General features: G+C 67.0%; 19 protein-coding genes. All 19 read left to right on the forward strand.

Annotation, left to right across the window (positions count from 1 at the left end; translation table 11 throughout):
* The first annotated feature begins 19 nt into the window (after positions 1-19).
* Positions 20-856, forward strand: a complete 837-nt coding sequence (gene rplB / locus SBI80_RS01670) for a 50S ribosomal protein L2 (protein WP_318972686.1) — start codon at positions 20-22, stop codon at positions 854-856.
* A 12-nt stretch (positions 857-868) separates the two neighbouring features.
* On the forward strand, positions 869-1,150 hold the full coding sequence (rpsS, locus tag SBI80_RS01675; RefSeq protein ID WP_057167020.1) for a 30S ribosomal protein S19: 282 nt from the start codon (positions 869-871) through the stop codon (positions 1,148-1,150).
* A complete protein-coding gene (gene rplV / locus SBI80_RS01680) occupies positions 1,150-1,680 on the forward strand; it encodes a 50S ribosomal protein L22 (protein WP_318972692.1) in 531 nt (176 codons plus the stop codon). Before rpsS ends, rplV begins: the two co-directional genes overlap by 1 nt.
* Positions 1,680-2,567, forward strand: coding sequence for a 30S ribosomal protein S3 (rpsC, locus tag SBI80_RS01685; RefSeq protein WP_318972694.1), 888 nt, complete (start codon positions 1,680-1,682; stop codon positions 2,565-2,567). The genes rplV and rpsC overlap by 1 nt, the downstream gene beginning before the upstream one ends.
* 2 nt (positions 2,568-2,569) lie before the next feature.
* Positions 2,570-2,986 carry a 50S ribosomal protein L16 gene (rplP, locus tag SBI80_RS01690; protein WP_318972696.1) on the forward strand — a complete coding sequence of 139 codons (417 nt, stop codon included), beginning with the start codon at positions 2,570-2,572 and terminating at the stop codon, positions 2,984-2,986.
* Entirely contained in the window at positions 2,986-3,219 is a 234-nt protein-coding gene (rpmC, locus tag SBI80_RS01695) for a 50S ribosomal protein L29 (RefSeq protein WP_140690890.1), read from the forward strand. Before rplP ends, rpmC begins: the two co-directional genes overlap by 1 nt.
* Positions 3,219-3,527, forward strand: coding sequence for a 30S ribosomal protein S17 (gene rpsQ, locus SBI80_RS01700; RefSeq protein ID WP_318972699.1), 309 nt, complete (start codon positions 3,219-3,221; stop codon positions 3,525-3,527). The genes rpmC and rpsQ overlap by 1 nt, the downstream gene beginning before the upstream one ends.
* 464 nt (positions 3,528-3,991) lie before the next feature.
* A complete protein-coding gene (locus SBI80_RS01705; protein WP_318972700.1) occupies positions 3,992-5,251 on the forward strand; it encodes a sensor domain-containing phosphodiesterase in 1,260 nt (419 codons plus the stop codon).
* 91 nt (positions 5,252-5,342) lie between these two features.
* Entirely contained in the window at positions 5,343-7,124 is a 1,782-nt protein-coding gene (locus tag SBI80_RS01710; RefSeq protein WP_318972701.1) for a diguanylate cyclase domain-containing protein, read from the forward strand.
* A 180-nt stretch (positions 7,125-7,304) separates the two neighbouring features.
* Complete coding sequence (locus tag SBI80_RS01715; RefSeq protein WP_318972702.1) at positions 7,305-9,653, forward strand: arylsulfatase; 2,349 nt, start codon at positions 7,305-7,307, stop codon at positions 9,651-9,653.
* Between the two features lie 19 nt (positions 9,654-9,672).
* Positions 9,673-10,686 (forward strand): formylglycine-generating enzyme family protein, encoded by a 1,014-nt coding sequence (locus SBI80_RS01720; RefSeq protein ID WP_318972704.1) that lies wholly within the window; start codon positions 9,673-9,675, stop codon positions 10,684-10,686.
* 209 nt (positions 10,687-10,895) lie between these two features.
* On the forward strand, positions 10,896-11,264 hold the full coding sequence (gene rplN / locus SBI80_RS01725; RefSeq protein WP_137148880.1) for a 50S ribosomal protein L14: 369 nt from the start codon (positions 10,896-10,898) through the stop codon (positions 11,262-11,264).
* Complete coding sequence (gene rplX, locus SBI80_RS01730; RefSeq protein ID WP_318972705.1) at positions 11,265-11,582, forward strand: 50S ribosomal protein L24; 318 nt, start codon at positions 11,265-11,267, stop codon at positions 11,580-11,582. It begins immediately after the preceding gene.
* Between the two features lie 2 nt (positions 11,583-11,584).
* On the forward strand, positions 11,585-12,154 hold the full coding sequence (gene rplE / locus SBI80_RS01735) for a 50S ribosomal protein L5 (RefSeq protein WP_318972707.1): 570 nt from the start codon (positions 11,585-11,587) through the stop codon (positions 12,152-12,154).
* A 4-nt stretch (positions 12,155-12,158) separates the two neighbouring features.
* Positions 12,159-12,344, forward strand: coding sequence for a type Z 30S ribosomal protein S14 (locus tag SBI80_RS01740; RefSeq protein ID WP_056557202.1), 186 nt, complete (start codon positions 12,159-12,161; stop codon positions 12,342-12,344).
* A 91-nt stretch (positions 12,345-12,435) separates the two neighbouring features.
* Positions 12,436-12,834: a 30S ribosomal protein S8 gene (rpsH, locus tag SBI80_RS01745; RefSeq protein WP_318972710.1), complete on the forward strand. Its 399-nt coding sequence runs from the start codon at positions 12,436-12,438 to the stop codon at positions 12,832-12,834.
* 12 nt (positions 12,835-12,846) lie between these two features.
* Entirely contained in the window at positions 12,847-13,386 is a 540-nt protein-coding gene (gene rplF / locus SBI80_RS01750; protein ID WP_318972712.1) for a 50S ribosomal protein L6, read from the forward strand.
* Positions 13,387-13,389: 3 nt separating this feature from the next.
* Positions 13,390-13,800, forward strand: a complete 411-nt coding sequence (rplR, locus tag SBI80_RS01755) for a 50S ribosomal protein L18 (RefSeq protein ID WP_318972714.1) — start codon at positions 13,390-13,392, stop codon at positions 13,798-13,800.
* Between the two features lie 37 nt (positions 13,801-13,837).
* Entirely contained in the window at positions 13,838-14,533 is a 696-nt protein-coding gene (gene rpsE, locus SBI80_RS01760) for a 30S ribosomal protein S5 (protein WP_318972716.1), read from the forward strand.
* The last annotated feature ends 2 nt before the right edge of the window (positions 14,534-14,535 follow it).

Here is a 14,535-nt window from a genome sequence, read left to right on the forward strand (position 1 = left end):
GTTAAGGGATTAACTGATAATGGCAATTCGCAAGTACAAGCCGACGACCCCGGGTCGTCGCGGTTCGAGCGTCTCGGACTTCGCCGAGATCACGCGCTCGACTCCGGAGAAGTCGCTGATCCGCCCGTTGCACGGGACCGGTGGACGTAACGCCCACGGCCGCATCACCACTCGTCACAAGGGTGGCGGCCACAAGCGTGCCTACCGCGTCATCGACTTCCGTCGCCATGACAAGGACGGCGTCAACGCCAAGGTCGCGGAGATCGAGTACGACCCCAACCGCACCGCGAACATCGCGCTGCTGCACTACGTCGACGGCGAGAAGCGCTACATCATCGCGCCGCAGGGACTCAAGCAGGGCGACGTCATCGAGCAGGGGCCGAACGCCGACATCAAGCCCGGCAACAACCTTCCGCTGCGCAACATCCCGGCCGGTACCGTGATCCACGCCGTGGAGCTGCGACCGGGCGGTGGCGCCAAGATGGGCCGTTCCGCCGGTGTCAGCATTCAGCTGCTCGGCAAGGAAGGCACCTACGCCACGCTGCGCATGCCCAGTGGTGAGATCCGCCGCGTCGACGTGCGCTGCCGCGCCACCGTCGGCGAGGTCGGCAACGCCGAGCAGGCGAACATCAACTGGGGCAAGGCCGGTCGTATGCGGTGGAAGGGCAAGCGCCCCACCGTCCGTGGTGTCGTGATGAACCCGGTCGACCACCCGCACGGCGGTGGTGAAGGCAAGACCTCCGGTGGCCGTCACCCGGTCAGCCCGTGGGGCAAGCCCGAGGGCCGCACCCGCAAGAACAAGCCGAGCGACAAGCTCATCGTCCGACGCCGTCGCACCGGCAAGAACAAGCGCTAGGAGTATCCAGCGATGCCACGCAGCCTGAAGAAGGGCCCGTTCGTCGACGACCATCTCTTGAAGAAGGTCGACGTTCAGAACGAGAAGAACACCAAGCAGGTCATCAAGACCTGGTCCCGTCGGTCGACCATCATCCCCGACTTCATCGGACACACCTTCGCCGTCCACGACGGTCGCAAGCACGTGCCGGTGTTCGTCTCGGAGGCCATGGTTGGTCACAAGCTGGGCGAGTTCGCCCCGACCCGCACGTTCAAGGGTCACATCAAGGACGACCGGAAAGCGAAGCGGCGGTAATGACGACGACAACTCAGTCGACTGAGTATCCCAGCGCCGTAGCCAAGGCGCGCTTCGTGCGCGTCTCGGCCTCCAAGGCGCGCCGTGTGATCGACCTGGTGCGCGGCAAGTCCGTCACCGAGGCGCTCGACATCCTCCGCTGGGCGCCCCAGGGTGCCAGCGAGCCCGTCGCCAAGGTCATCGCCAGCGCTGCCGCCAACGCGCAGAACAACGACGGCCTGGACCCGACGACCCTGGTGGTCGCCGCGGTGTACGCCGACGAGGGCCCGACCGCCAAGCGCATCCGTCCGCGCGCCCAGGGGCGTGCGTACCGGATTCGCAAGCGCACCAGCCACATCACGGTGATCGTCGAGAGCCGTCCGCCGAAGGACAAGGGCGCCTCGTCCTCATCGGCACGGGCGCGTCGCGCGCAGGGCAGCAAGGCGGCGGCCTCGAGTCCCGCCAAGAAGGCACCTGCCAAGAAGGCAGCACCGGCGAAGGCTTCGGCCCCGGCCGCAGAGACCTCTGATTCGAAGGGAGGCTCGGAGTAGTGGGCCAGAAGATCAATCCCCACGGCTTCCGCCTCGGCATCACGACCGACTGGAAGTCCCGCTGGTACGCCGACAAGCAGTACGCGGACTACGTCAAGGAAGACGTGGCGATCCGTCGCCGGCTCTTCGCGCCGTTCGTGATCCCCGGTGAGCGCAACGTCGAGCTCGAGCGCGCCGGTGTCGCCAAGGTGGAGATCGAGCGCACCCGTGACCGGGTTCGCGTCGACATCCACACCGCGCGCCCCGGCATCGTCATCGGCCGTCGCGGCGCGGCAGCGGACAGCATCCGCGGCACGCTGGAGAAGCTCACCGGCAAGCAGGTTCAGCTCAACATCCTCGAGGTGAAGAGCCCCGAGTCGGTGGCCCAGCTGGTCGCCCAGGGTGTCGCCGAGCAGCTGAGCAACCGCGTCGCATTCCGTCGTGCCATGCGCAAGGCGATCCAGTCCGCGATGCGCCAGCCCAACGTCAAGGGCATCCGGGTGCAGTGCTCGGGCCGCCTCGGCGGCGCCGAGATGAGCCGCTCGGAGTTCTACCGCGAAGGCCGGGTGCCGCTGCACACGCTGCGTGCCGACATCGACTACGGCCTGTACGAAGCCAAGACCACCTTCGGCCGCATCGGCGTGAAGGTCTGGATCTACAAGGGCGACGTCGTCGGTGGCAAGCGCGAGCTCGCCGCTCCGGCCCCCGCCGGTGCCGAGCGTCCGCGCCGTGATCGTCCGACCGGCACCCGTCCGCGCCGCAGTGGCGCCTCGGGTACCACGGCGACGAGCACCGAGGCCGGACGTGCCGCCAGCGAGGAATCGCCCGTTGCAGACACGTCCGGTGCTTCCGAAACCGTCGCGGCTCCGGAAGCAGCCGTGAGCGCCACCCAGGATTCAGGGAGCTAACCATGTTGATTCCTCGTAAGGTCAAGCACCGCAAGCAGCACCACCCCCGCCAGCGCGGCATCGCCAGCGGTGGTACGTCGGTGAGCTTCGGTGACTACGGCATCCAGGCCCTGGAGCACGCCTACATCACCAACCGGCAGATCGAGTCCGCTCGTATCGCCATCAACCGGCACATCAAGCGTGGCGGCAAGGTGTGGATCAACATCTTCCCCGACCGCCCGCTGACCAAGAAGCCCGCCGAGACCCGCATGGGTTCGGGTAAGGGTTCGCCCGAATGGTGGGTGGCCAACGTCAAGCCCGGCCGCGTGCTCTTCGAGATCAGCTACCCCGATGAGAAGACCGCGAAGGAAGCGCTGACGCGCGCTATCCACAAGCTGCCCATCAAGGCACGCATCGTTACCCGAGAGGAGCAGTTCTGATGGCAGTGGGAGTTTCGCCTGGCGAACTGCGCGAGTTGACCGACGACGAGCTCGCCGCCCGCGTGCGCGAGTCCAAGGAAGAGCTGTTCAACCTGCGCTTCCAGATGGCGACCGGACAGCTGGCCAACAACCGTCGGCTCCGCGTCGTGCGGCAGGAGATCGCACGCGTGTACACCGTGCTTCGTGAACGTGAGTTGGGTCTGGCCTCCGGACCCGTTGGTGAGGATTCGTAATGGCAGACAACAGCACTGAGACCAAGGGGCCGAAGTACACCCCTCGGACCGAGAAGCCGCGCGGCCGTCGCAAGACGCGCATCGGCTACGTCGTGAGCGACAAGATGGAGAAGACCATCGTCGTCGAGCTCGAAGAGCGCACCAAGCACCCGCTCTACGGCAAGATCATCCGCACCACGACCAAGGTCAAGGCACACGACGAGAACGGTGCCGCCGGCATCGGCGATCGCGTGTCCCTGATGGAGACGCGTCCTCTCTCCGCCACCAAGCGCTGGCGCCTCGTCGAGATCCTCGAGCGGGCCAAGTAGCAGTCCCGCAAGACATTTCGCGAGAAGCCCCCGCAGGCCATTGGCCTGCGGGGGCTTCTTCGTTCTCGCGTGTCACGCACGTCCGCGCGGACTTCGAACGAGCCGACCCACGGTGTCGTCGTTGCTATTCGTGCACCGTAGTGTGCGGTGTTGCCGAATGCCGTGCGTTGCCGTTTACCGACCGCAATATTTGGCAAACATTCATGTGTGCCTAGGTGCTGCGTCGGCGTGGCCAAAGTCCAAAACGGGCCTTTTGTAGGCAACGCAGAGCAAATACGGGGCTTTTGCACGAAAATTGCTATGATGCCGTCAAGCGCGACTTCGCGGAATTAACTGTCATGAGCGCGCGGATCAGCACCACGGGTCGGGGGACGATTCCGGCCTCGTGGGGCGACGGTGAGCAGGCAAATCGGCACTTCGCCCGGAACACCACGGTGTCCGGCGGTCCAGGAAGGCGGTCGCAGGTGAGCGGCAGCGGGGTGCAGTGGGATGTGGACGAGGCATTCGAGGGCTCCGGCGACCTCGATGACGCCGTCAACGGGTTGGGCGTATCACCGGTGTTCCAGCCGATCGTGGAATTGCCCACCGGCACCACGATCGGATTCGAGGCGCTGGCGCGCTGGCCTTCGCAACCGCATCTCGGGCCGCAGTCGGTGTTCGCCTACGCCGAGCGAACCGACCGGGTGACCGAGCTGGACCGACTCTGCATCGACCGTGCCGTCGACGTGGCGCTCCGCGGCGGTCTTGCCGAGGGCGCCCTGCTCGGGGTCAATTCCGAGCCGGCCAGCGACTACACGTGCCGAGCGGACAGCGAGATCCTCCAGCGCGGCCACGACCGTTTCGCGTTGCTCTTCGAGCTCACCGAGCGCAACCTGCTCGGGCACCTGCCGGCCCTGCTCAGGAAGGTGGCGGCGCTGCGGGCCGACGGCATCGCCATCGCGCTCGACGACGTGGGCGCCAACCCCGAGTCGCTGGCTCTCCTCGACATCGTGGAGCCCGAGGTGATCAAGCTCGCCAATCGGCTCATCCAGGAGACCCCGAGCGTGGACACCGCGCGGATCGGCGCCGCGCTCACGGCCCACCGTGAGCGGAAGGGAACGCTGATCGTCGCCGAGGGCATCGAAACCGACGAGCATCTGGAGCGCGCGCTGACGTGGGGCGCCTGCCTGGGGCAGGGTTTCCTCTTCGGCAAGCCCGGACCACTGCCGGCGGACGGGTACACCGCCCCGTGGTCGGCGCCCAAGGTGTCCGGCGTCTCCGCCGCCCGGTTCCCGACCCCATTCGACGTGGTGGCCACGCACCCGTTCGTCGGGCAGGCGGACACCGACACCCTGACCGCGATCTCGCGGCACCTCGAGGAGCAAGCCTGCACCGCCCCCGACACGCCGATGGTCCTGGTGGCCGTGCAGGGCGCCGGCGACCCGGGGCCGTCCACCCAGCGCCGGTACTCGGACCTGGCAAGGGCCTGTCCGCTGGTGGCCGTGTTCGGAGATCGTCTCGCCGCTGGGCAGGCTCCCGACGTGCGGACGGTGCCGCTCGACGCGGTGGATCCGCTGCGCCGCCAGTGGGTGGTCGTGACCCTCGGCCCGCACACCGCAGCGGCCTTGATCGCGCGCGAGCGCGGTGACGGACCCGCCTCGGATCGGCGCTTCGACTTCGTCCTCACCCACGATCGCGACCTCGTCGCCGCGGCGGCCACCACCCTCTTGGGCCGGGTGCCGTGATGACCGCGCCCCTGCTCAGTACGTGCCGCTCGGGCGATGGCGGCATCCGCATCCACCGACATCATGGCTACGACCTGGCTTCGTGAAACCCATGGCCGAAGTCGACACCAGTGCTCACTACGACGGACCGTTCCGTCATGTCGAGCGGTCCAATGGCGATACCGGAGAGGATTCGTTCCGGCGGTTGGTCGACCGCAGCCCCGACGGCATCGTCGTTCACCGGGACGGCCGGATCGTCTACGTCAACGCCACGGCCGTGCGATGGGTCGGGGCTCAATACGCCGATCAGGTTCGCGGACAACTGTTCTCGGAGTTCTTGCATCCCGATTCGCTGCCGCAGGTGTTGGAGCGCTTGACGTCCCTGCGGCAGGACGGTGACGTGACCCGACCGTCGGAGGGCCTCGTGGTGCGGTTGGACGGCACCACGCTCACCGTCGAGGCCGTGACGACGCTGACTACCTGGGGTGGCGTCCCGGCCTATCACGTGACGATGCGCGACCTCACCCATCTGCGCACCGCCGAACGGGCTCTGCGCGAACAGGCCGCCCTGGTCGATCGGGTCGGGGTGGCGATCATCGGCACGACGACCACCGGACTGGTCACAAAGTGGAACAAGGTCGCCGAGACCATGTACCGGCGTCCGGCCGCGAACGCGCTGGCGCTGCCCATCGGCGTCGTCGTCGGGGCAGACCTCGACCCGGTCGCGGTGGTCGAGCAGGGGGGCGTCACGATCGCCACCCACCACACCGCCGACGGTCAGCCGTTGATGGTCCGGGTGTCCGCCACCGCCCTCGATTCGGGATACGCACTGGTGTGCACCGACGAGACCAAGGCTCATGGCTCCGAACGGCTCCTGCGCATGATCGTCGAGTCCCTCGACGAGGGGATCCTGGTGATCGACGGGGCGGGCGGCGTCGTCTCCGCCAACCCCGCGGCCGAGAAGATCATCGGTCTATCGGAACAGGATCTGGCCGACGGAGAGGGTCGTACCATCCACGCCCTCCCCATGTACGACGTGGATCGTCGCCGCATCCCGCTCGCCGACCATCCCGTCGCGCACACCCTTCGGACGGGAAAGCCGTTCCAGGGCTACGTCCTTGGCATCGACCGCGCGGACGGCCGCCGGATCTGGCTGCGCACCAGCGGCCGGCGCCTCGACACCGACCACCGCTATGCGCCGGCGACCATGGTCTCGTTCTCCGACATCACCGCCGAACGGGTCGCCCGCGAGCGGCTCACCTATCGGGCCACCCACGACGCCCTGACGGGCCTGCCCAACCGGCTGGTGATCGTCAACCAGATCTCGGATTCGCTGCGCGAACGTGGTGAGCTGCGACTGGGGGCCGTGCTGTTCATCGACCTCGACAACCTCAAGGCCATCAACGACTCGCTCGGCCACGACTCCGGTGACGAACTGCTGCAGAGCGTGGGGCACTGCCTGCGCACCTCGGTCGGGCCCAACGACGTGGTCGGGCGCCTCGGTGGCGACGAGTTCGTCACCCTCGTCAAGGGCGACGTGGGGCCGGTGGACCTCGACGAGTTCGTGTCGCGTCTGGAACACAGCCTGTCCGAGCCCATGACGCTGGGTGCCGCCACGGTGCGCACGCAGGCCAGCATTGGGGTCACCGTCGTGGCGCCAGACGATCCGCGCAGCCCCGTCGAGATCCTCCGAGACGCCGACGCCGCGATGTACGAGACCAAGGCCAAACGCCGCCAGCTCACCCACCGGATCGCGGTCGCGATGCCCGATCCCGTACTCCACGACCCGCTGCCCGGGCAGGAAGAGTGGCCACGGTTCGGTGAGACATCCTCCGATGATCGGGACGACGTGAGTGCCGACGGTGGGGTGCTGCGGTATCCGCGGCGATTCTGACGGCCGCACAGCATGTTTGGTGAAGCCCAGCAGTGGTGGCCCCGGTCGGCACATCCGTGCGCGACACCACTGTGACGTCATCGTCAATTCATGATCGACCCACCCCGCGCGGGTGTACTCTCGCCGCCGTCGCCATGGATCGATGACGACACCTGGAGCTAGCCCAAGTGACGGGGAACGATGCGCGAATTCAACGGCAAGATCGAACTCGACGTGCGCGACTCCGAGGCGGACTGGGGGCCCTATGCGGCGCCGACCGCGCCGCCGGACGCGCCGAACGTGCTGTATCTAGTTTGGGATGACACCGGTATCGCGACCTGGGACTGCTTCGGTGGGCTCGTCGAGATGCCGGCGATGAGCCGCATCGCCGAGCGCGGAGTGCGTCTCTCGCAGTTCCACACCACGGCGCTGTGCTCGCCCACCAGGGCATCGCTGTTGACCGGACGCAATGCCACCACCGTCGGGATGGCCACCATCGAGGAGTTCACCGATGGCTTCCCGAACTGCAACGGTCGCATCCCCGATGACACGGCGCTGCTGTCGGAGGTGCTCGTCGAACACGGGTACAACACGTACTGCGTCGGCAAGTGGCATCTGACTCCGCTGGAGGAGTCCAATCTCGCATCCACCAAACGGCATTGGCCACTCAGTCGTGGTTTCGAACGCTTCTACGGATTCATGGGCGGCGAGACCGACCAGTGGTATCCGGAACTGGTGTACGACAACCACCCCGTCGCACCCCCGGCCACCCCCGAGGAGGGGTATCACCTCTCGAAGGACCTGGCCGACAAGACCATCGAGTTCATCAGGGACTCGAAGGTCATCGCACCCGACAAGCCCTGGTTCAGCTACCTGTGTCCCGGCGCCGGTCACGCTCCGCACCACGTCTTCAAGGAATGGGCCGACAAGTACGCGGGCACGTTCGACATGGGCTACGAGGCCTACCGCGAGATCGTGCTCGAGAACCAGAAGAAGCTCGGCATCGTGCCGCCCGACACCGAATTGTCGCCGGTGAACCCGTATCTCGACGTGACGGGGCCGAACGGCGAGCCGTGGCCGGCCCAGGACACCGTGCGCCCGTGGGACACGCTTGGCGACGAGGAGAAGCGCCTGTTCAGCCGGATGGCCGAGGTGTTCGCCGGGTTCCTGTCCTACACCGACGCGCAGATCGGTCGGGTGCTCGACTACCTCGAGGAGTCCGGGCAGCTCGAGAACACGATCATCGTCGTCATCTCCGACAACGGGGCCAGTGGCGAGGGCGGCCCGAACGGATCGGTGAACGAGAACAAGTTCTTCAACGGTTACATCGACACCGTCGAGGAGAGCATGCGGTTCTTCGACTCGCTCGGCGGGCCCGACACCTACAACCACTACCCGATCGGGTGGGCGATGGCGTTCAACACGCCCTACAAGCTGTTCAAGCGCTACGCCTCCCACGAGGGTGGCATCGCTGACACCGCAATCATCAGCTGGCCCAAGGGAATCGACGCCCACGGCGAGGTCCGCGACCACTACGTCAACGTTTGCGACGTCACCCCGACCATCTACGAACTGCTCGGCATCACCCCGCCCGACCAGGTGGCCGGCATCGCGCAGAAACCGCTCGACGGCGTGAGTTTCAAGGCCGCGCTGGAGGATTCGTCAGCCGAGACCGGCAAGGAGACCCAGTTCTACACGATGCTCGGCACCCGAGGCATCTGGCACCGGGGCTGGTTCGCCAACACCGTGCACGCCGCGAGCCCGGCCGGCTGGTCGCACTTCGACGACGACCGCTGGGAGCTGTTCCACATCGAATCCGACCGCAGCCAGTGCCACGACTTGGCCACCGAGAAGCCCGAGAAGCTCGAGGAGCTCAAGGCCCTCTGGTTCGCCGAGGCCGCCAAGTACAACGGCCTGCCGCTGGGGGACCTGAACATCTTCGAGACGCTGGGCCGGTTCCGGCCCTATCTGTCGGTGGACCGACAGAACTTCACCTACTACCCCGACACGGCGGAGGTAGGCGTCGGCGCGGCGGTCGAGCTGCGCGGCCAGTCGTTCTCGGTGGTCGCCGAGGTCACCGTCGACGATTCCAGTGCGCAGGGCGTGCTGTTCAAACACGGCGCCGGGCACGGTGGCCACGTCCTGTTCATCCAGGGCGGGCGTCTGCACTACGTGTACAACTTCATGGGCGAAGAGGAGCAGGAGGTGGTCGCACCCGATCCGATTCCCCTGGGAGCGCACCTCTTCGGCGTGCGGTACGACCGTAAGGGCACCGTCGAGGGCAGTCACACCCCGCTGGGCGACGTCACGCTGTACGTCGACGGTGCCGAGGTCGCGAAGCGTGCCGACGTGCGGGCGCATCCGGGCAGTTTCGGGCTGGCCGGCGGGGGAGTGGCCGTCGGCCGCAACGGTGGCCAGGCGGTGTCGAAACGGTTCACGCCACCGTTCGCATTCACCGGGGGCACCATCGCGAAGGTCGTGGTCGACATCTCCGGAACGCCGTACCTGGACACCGAACGAGAGCTGGCGCGGGCGTTCGCCAAGGACTGACCGGCCTACGCTGGTCACCATGCTGACGGAGCTGATCGAGCTGCCGGGCGGAGAATTTCGGATGGGGTCGACGGCCTTCTACCCGGAGGAGGCGCCCGTCCATAGCGCGACGGTGTCCGCCTTCGCCATCGAGCGCCATCCCGTCACGAACGCCCAGTACGCCCGCTTCGTCGACGACACCGGCTACCTCACCGTGGCGGAACGTCCGCTGGATCCCGCGCTCTATCCGGGGGTGGCCGAGGCCGACCTGGTTCCCGGGGCGCTGGTGTTCCGTCCAACCGCCGGCCCGGTCGACCTGCGGGACTGGCGGCAATGGTGGGACTGGGCGCCCGGGGCCTGCTGGCGGCGGCCGTTCGGGCCCGGCAGCGGCGTCGAGGACCGGCTCGATCACCCCGTCGTGCAGGTGTCCTACGTCGACGCCGCGGCCTACGCGCAGTGGGCAGGGCGGCGCCTGCCGACGGAGGCCGAATGGGAGTACGCCGCCCGGGGTGGAACCTCGACGACGTACGCGTGGGGCGACGAGATGCACCCCAACGGCGAACTGATGGCCAACACCTGGCAGGGCCGTTTCCCGTACCGCAACGACGGGGCGAGGGGTTGGGTGGGGACGTCGCCGGTCGGCACCTTTCCGCCGAATGGCTTCGGCCTGCTCGACGTGATCGGCAACGTGTGGGAGTGGACCACGACGAGGTACTCGGCCCATCACCGGCGGGCAGGAGCGCAGCGACCCGGGGATGAGGTCGGGCGGGCAGGAGCGCAGCGACCCGGGGATGAGGTCGGGCGGGCAGGAGCGCAGCGACCCGGGGATGAGGTCGGGCGGGCAGGAGCGCAGCGACCGGGGGATCGGGTCGGGCGGGACGCGACGGGCTGTTGCCCGCCGGCGCGGGAACCCGACCCCGCGGTGAATCAGACGCTCAAGGGCGGCTCGCACCTGTGCGCGCCGGAGTACTGCCATCGCTTCCGGCCGGCGGCGCGCTCGTCGCAGTCGCAGGACAGCGCCACCACCCACATCGGGTTTCGCTGCGTGATCTGAGCGCCCAACGAGCGCCGACTCCGCCCGACGGGTGGCGCTGACGAGCAGCGATTTGGTGCATTGCCCGCGCGCACCTACTATGTAGGGGTTGCCTTGGGCAGACCTCGGCTGACCGTCTCGGCCAGCCCTGCGTGCCCTTCGGTTAACGAAGACCGCGTACGACGAGTAGATCAGTGCTGCTCGCCGTACACCCAATTCGAGGAGATCGAGTGATTCAGCAGGAATCGCGGCTGAAGGTCGCCGACAACACGGGCGCCAAGGAAATCTTGTGCATCCGCGTGCTCGGCGGCTCTGGTCGGCGATACGCCGGCATCGGCGATGTCATCGTGGCGACCGTCAAGGACGCGATCCCCGGTGGCAACGTCAAGCGTGGCGACGTCGTCAAGGCCGTCATCGTCCGGACCGTCAAGGAACGTCGCCGCGCCGATGGCAGCTACATCAAGTTCGACGAGAACGCCGCCGTCATCATCAAGCCCGACAACGACCCGCGCGGAACCCGCATCTTTGGGCCGGTCGGACGCGAGCTGCGCGAGAAGCGCTTCATGAAGATCGTTTCGCTGGCCCCGGAGGTGCTGTAAATGAAGGTGCACAAGGGTGACACCGTGCTGGTGATCTCGGGCAAGGACAAGGGCGCCAAGGGCAAGGTGCTGCAGGCCTACCCGACGCGCGAGAAGGTCCTCGTCGAGGGCGTCAACCGCATCAAGAAGCACACCGCCGTCTCGCGCAACGAGCGCGGTGCGTCCTCGGGCGGCATCGTCACGCAGGAGGCGCCCATTCACGTCTCGAACGTGATGGTCGTCGACTCCGACGGCAACCCCACCCGCATCGGCTACCGATTCGACGAAGAGACCGGCAAGAAGGTCCGCGTGTCGAAGCGCAACGGCAAGGACATCTAGAGATGACGACCGCAGAAGACACCAAGACGCTCCCTCGTCTCAAGCAGCGCTACCGCGACGAGATCAAGGGCTCGCTGCAGGAGCAGTTCAGCTACGACAACGTCATGCAGATCCCCGGCGTGGTCAAGGTCATCGTCAACATGGGTGTCGGCGACGCTGCCCGTGACGCCAAGCTGATCAACGGCGCCGTCAACGATCTCGCGCTGATCACCGGCCAGAAGCCGGAGATCCGCAAGGCCCGCAAGTCGATCGCTCAGTTCAAGCTTCGCGAGGGCATGCCGATCGGCGCCCGCGTGACGCTGCGCGGCGACCGCATGTGGGAGTTCCTGGACCGCCTGGTCTCGATCAGCCTCCCTCGTATCCGCGACTTCCGCGGCCTGTCGCCCAAGCAGTTCGACGGCAGCGGCAACTACACCTTCGGGTTGACCGAGCAGTCGGTGTTCCACGAGATCGACGTGGACAGCATCGACCGCCCGCGCGGCATGGACATCACCGTCGTCACGTCGGCGACCAATGACGACGAAGGCCGGGCGCTGTTGCGTGCGCTGGGCTTCCCGTTCAAGGAGAACTGAGCACATGGCAAAGAAGGCGCTGGTCAACAAGGCCAACAAGAAGCCGAAGTTCAAGGTCCGCGGATACACGCGCTGCAACAAGTGCGGCCGTCCGCACGCCGTGTTCCGCAAGTTCGGCCTGTGCCGAATCTGCCTGCGGGAGATGGCACACGCGGGCGAGCTGCCCGGTGTCCAGAAGTCCAGCTGGTAAGCCCCATTCACATTCACATCAACAGACCACTTATTGAAAGTGCGCGGCAGGCCCCCAGGGGAACCGCCGCGAGGAAGGTGAGCCGGTTGTCATGACGATGACTGACCCGATAGCAGACTTCTTGACGCGTCTGCGCAACGCCAATTCGGCGTACCACGACGAGGTGACCCTGCCGCACTCGAAGATCAAGGTGAACATCGCCGAGATCCTCAAGTCCGAGGGCTACATCACCGACTTCCACACCGAGGATGCTCGGGTTGGCAAGGCGTTGGTCGTGCAACTCAAGTACGGACCCAGTCGCGAACGCAGCATCGCGGGCTTGAAGCGAGTCTCCAAGCCCGGTCTGCGCGTGTACGCGAAGTCAACCAACCTGCCCCGCGTTCTCGGTGGCCTCGGCGTGGCGATCATCTCCACGTCCTCGGGCCTGCTCACCGATCGCCAGGCAGCTCGACAAGGCGTGGGCGGCGAAGTCCTCGCCTACGTCTGGTAGGGGGAGTAGACAATGTCGCGCATTGGTAAGCAACCGGTCCTGGTTCCCGCCGGGGTCGACGTTTCGATCGACGGGCAGAACGTGTCCGTCAAGGGGCCCAAGGGCACCCTGGCCCTCGCCGTTGCCGAGCCGATCACGGTCGACCGCAACGACGACGGCGCCATCGTGGTCGCTCGTCCGGACGACGAGCGGCGCAGCCGTTCGCTGCACGGGCTGTCCCGCACGCTGGTGGCCAACCTGATCACGGGTGTCACCGAGGGCTACACCACGAAGATGGAGATCTTCGGCGTCGGCTACCGCGTCGCGCTCAAGGGTCAGACCCTCGAGTTCGCACTCGGCTTCAGCCACCCCGTCGTGATCGAGGCGCCCGAGGGCATCACGTTCGCGGTGGAGTCGCCCACGAAGTTCTCGGTCTCCGGCATCGACAAGCAGAAGGTCGGCCAGATTTCGGCGAACATCCGCCGCCTGCGACGCCCGGACCCGTACAAGGGCAAGGGCGTTCGCTACGAAGGCGAGCAGATCCGCCGCAAGGTCGGAAAGACGGGTAAGTAAGACATGGCCAACACCAAGACCGAGGCAACCGCCAAGCGGAAGCCCCTGGGACAGAACGTCTCCGAGACGCGTCGCATCTCGCGGCTGCGTCGCCACGCCCGCCTTCGCAAGAAGGTGGCCGGCACGCCAGAGCGTCCGCGCCTGATGGTCAACCGTTCCTCGCGGCACATTCACGTGCAGCTGGTGGACGACCAGACCGGCACCACGCTGGCCGCCGCGTCCTCCATCGAGGCCGACGTGCGTGCCGTCGAGGGTGACAAGAAGGCCCACAGCGTCCGCGTCGGACAGCTGATCGCCGAGCGCGCCAAGGCGGCCGGCATCGACGCCGTGGTCTTCGACCGCGGCGGCTACACCTACGGTGGCCGCATCGCCGCGCTGGCCGACGCCGCCCGCGAGAGCGGACTGAAATTCTGATGAAGACTCACATGGTGAAGAACGGAAGGACTGCCTGATGGCCGATCAGCCAACAGCAGGAACCGGAACCGGCGCGGGATCGACTGGCGCCACCGGTAGCCGGCCCCCGCGCGGAGGCGGTGACCGCGACGGACGTGGTCGTCGTGACGACCGCGGCGGCCGTGGCGGCCGTGACGGCGGAGAGAAGAGCAACTTCCTCGAGCGCGTCGTGGCCATCAACCGCGTGTCCAAGGTGGTCAAGGGTGGTCGGCGCTTCAGCTTCACCGCCTTGGTCATCGTCGGCGACGGCAACGGCATGGTCGGCGTCGGCTACGGCAAGGCCAAGGAAGTTCCTGCCGCAATCGCCAAGGGCGTCGAGGAGGCTCGCAAGAGCTTCTTCCGCGTGCCCCTGATCGGCGGCACGATCGTCCACCCCGTCCAGGGTGAGGCGGCGGCCGGTGTGGTCATGTTGCGCCCCGCCAGCGCGGGTACCGGCGTCATCGCCGGTGGCGCGTGCCGCGCGGTGCTGGAGTGCGCCGGCGTGCACGACATCCTGGCCAAGTCGCTGGGAAGCGACAACGCGATCAACGTGGTGCACGCGACCGTCGCCGCGCTGAAGATGATTCAGCGCCCAGAGGAAGTCGCGGCACGTCGCGGACTTCCGATCGAAGACGTCGCCCCGCCGAGCATGCTCAAGGCGAGGCGCGAGAGCGAAGCGCTGGCCGCTGCGGCCGCGCGTGAGGGATCGGCATAGTC

Origin of the sequence: Mycolicibacterium sichuanense (assembly GCF_033741125.1) — a bacterium.
In the GTDB taxonomy this organism is placed as follows: Bacteria; Actinomycetota; Actinomycetes; order Mycobacteriales; family Mycobacteriaceae; genus Mycobacterium.

Bases quoted from the DNA above. Each gene is read 5' to 3' on its own strand.
- rplB (WP_318972686.1), top strand. From the start codon at position 20: ATGGCAATTCGCAAGTACAAGCCGACGACCCCGGGTCGTCGCGGTTCG.
- rpsS (WP_057167020.1), top strand. From the start codon at position 869: ATGCCACGCAGCCTGAAGAAGGGCCCGTTCGTCGACGACCATCTCTTG.
- rplV (WP_318972692.1), top strand. From the start codon at position 1,150: ATGACGACGACAACTCAGTCGACTGAGTATCCCAGCGCCGTAGCCAAG.
- rplP (WP_318972696.1), top strand. From the start codon at position 2,570: ATGTTGATTCCTCGTAAGGTCAAGCACCGCAAGCAGCACCACCCCCGC.
- rpmC (WP_140690890.1), top strand. From the start codon at position 2,986: ATGGCAGTGGGAGTTTCGCCTGGCGAACTGCGCGAGTTGACCGACGAC.
- rpsQ (WP_318972699.1), top strand. From the start codon at position 3,219: ATGGCAGACAACAGCACTGAGACCAAGGGGCCGAAGTACACCCCTCGG.
- SBI80_RS01710 (WP_318972701.1), top strand. From the start codon at position 5,343: ATGGCCGAAGTCGACACCAGTGCTCACTACGACGGACCGTTCCGTCAT.
- SBI80_RS01715 (WP_318972702.1), top strand. From the start codon at position 7,305: ATGCGCGAATTCAACGGCAAGATCGAACTCGACGTGCGCGACTCCGAG.
- SBI80_RS01720 (WP_318972704.1), top strand. From the start codon at position 9,673: ATGCTGACGGAGCTGATCGAGCTGCCGGGCGGAGAATTTCGGATGGGG.
- rplX (WP_318972705.1), top strand. From the start codon at position 11,265: ATGAAGGTGCACAAGGGTGACACCGTGCTGGTGATCTCGGGCAAGGAC.
- rplE (WP_318972707.1), top strand. From the start codon at position 11,585: ATGACGACCGCAGAAGACACCAAGACGCTCCCTCGTCTCAAGCAGCGC.
- SBI80_RS01740 (WP_056557202.1), top strand. From the start codon at position 12,159: ATGGCAAAGAAGGCGCTGGTCAACAAGGCCAACAAGAAGCCGAAGTTC.
- rpsH (WP_318972710.1), top strand. From the start codon at position 12,436: ATGACGATGACTGACCCGATAGCAGACTTCTTGACGCGTCTGCGCAAC.
- rplF (WP_318972712.1), top strand. From the start codon at position 12,847: ATGTCGCGCATTGGTAAGCAACCGGTCCTGGTTCCCGCCGGGGTCGAC.
- rplR (WP_318972714.1), top strand. From the start codon at position 13,390: ATGGCCAACACCAAGACCGAGGCAACCGCCAAGCGGAAGCCCCTGGGA.
- rpsE (WP_318972716.1), top strand. From the start codon at position 13,838: ATGGCCGATCAGCCAACAGCAGGAACCGGAACCGGCGCGGGATCGACT.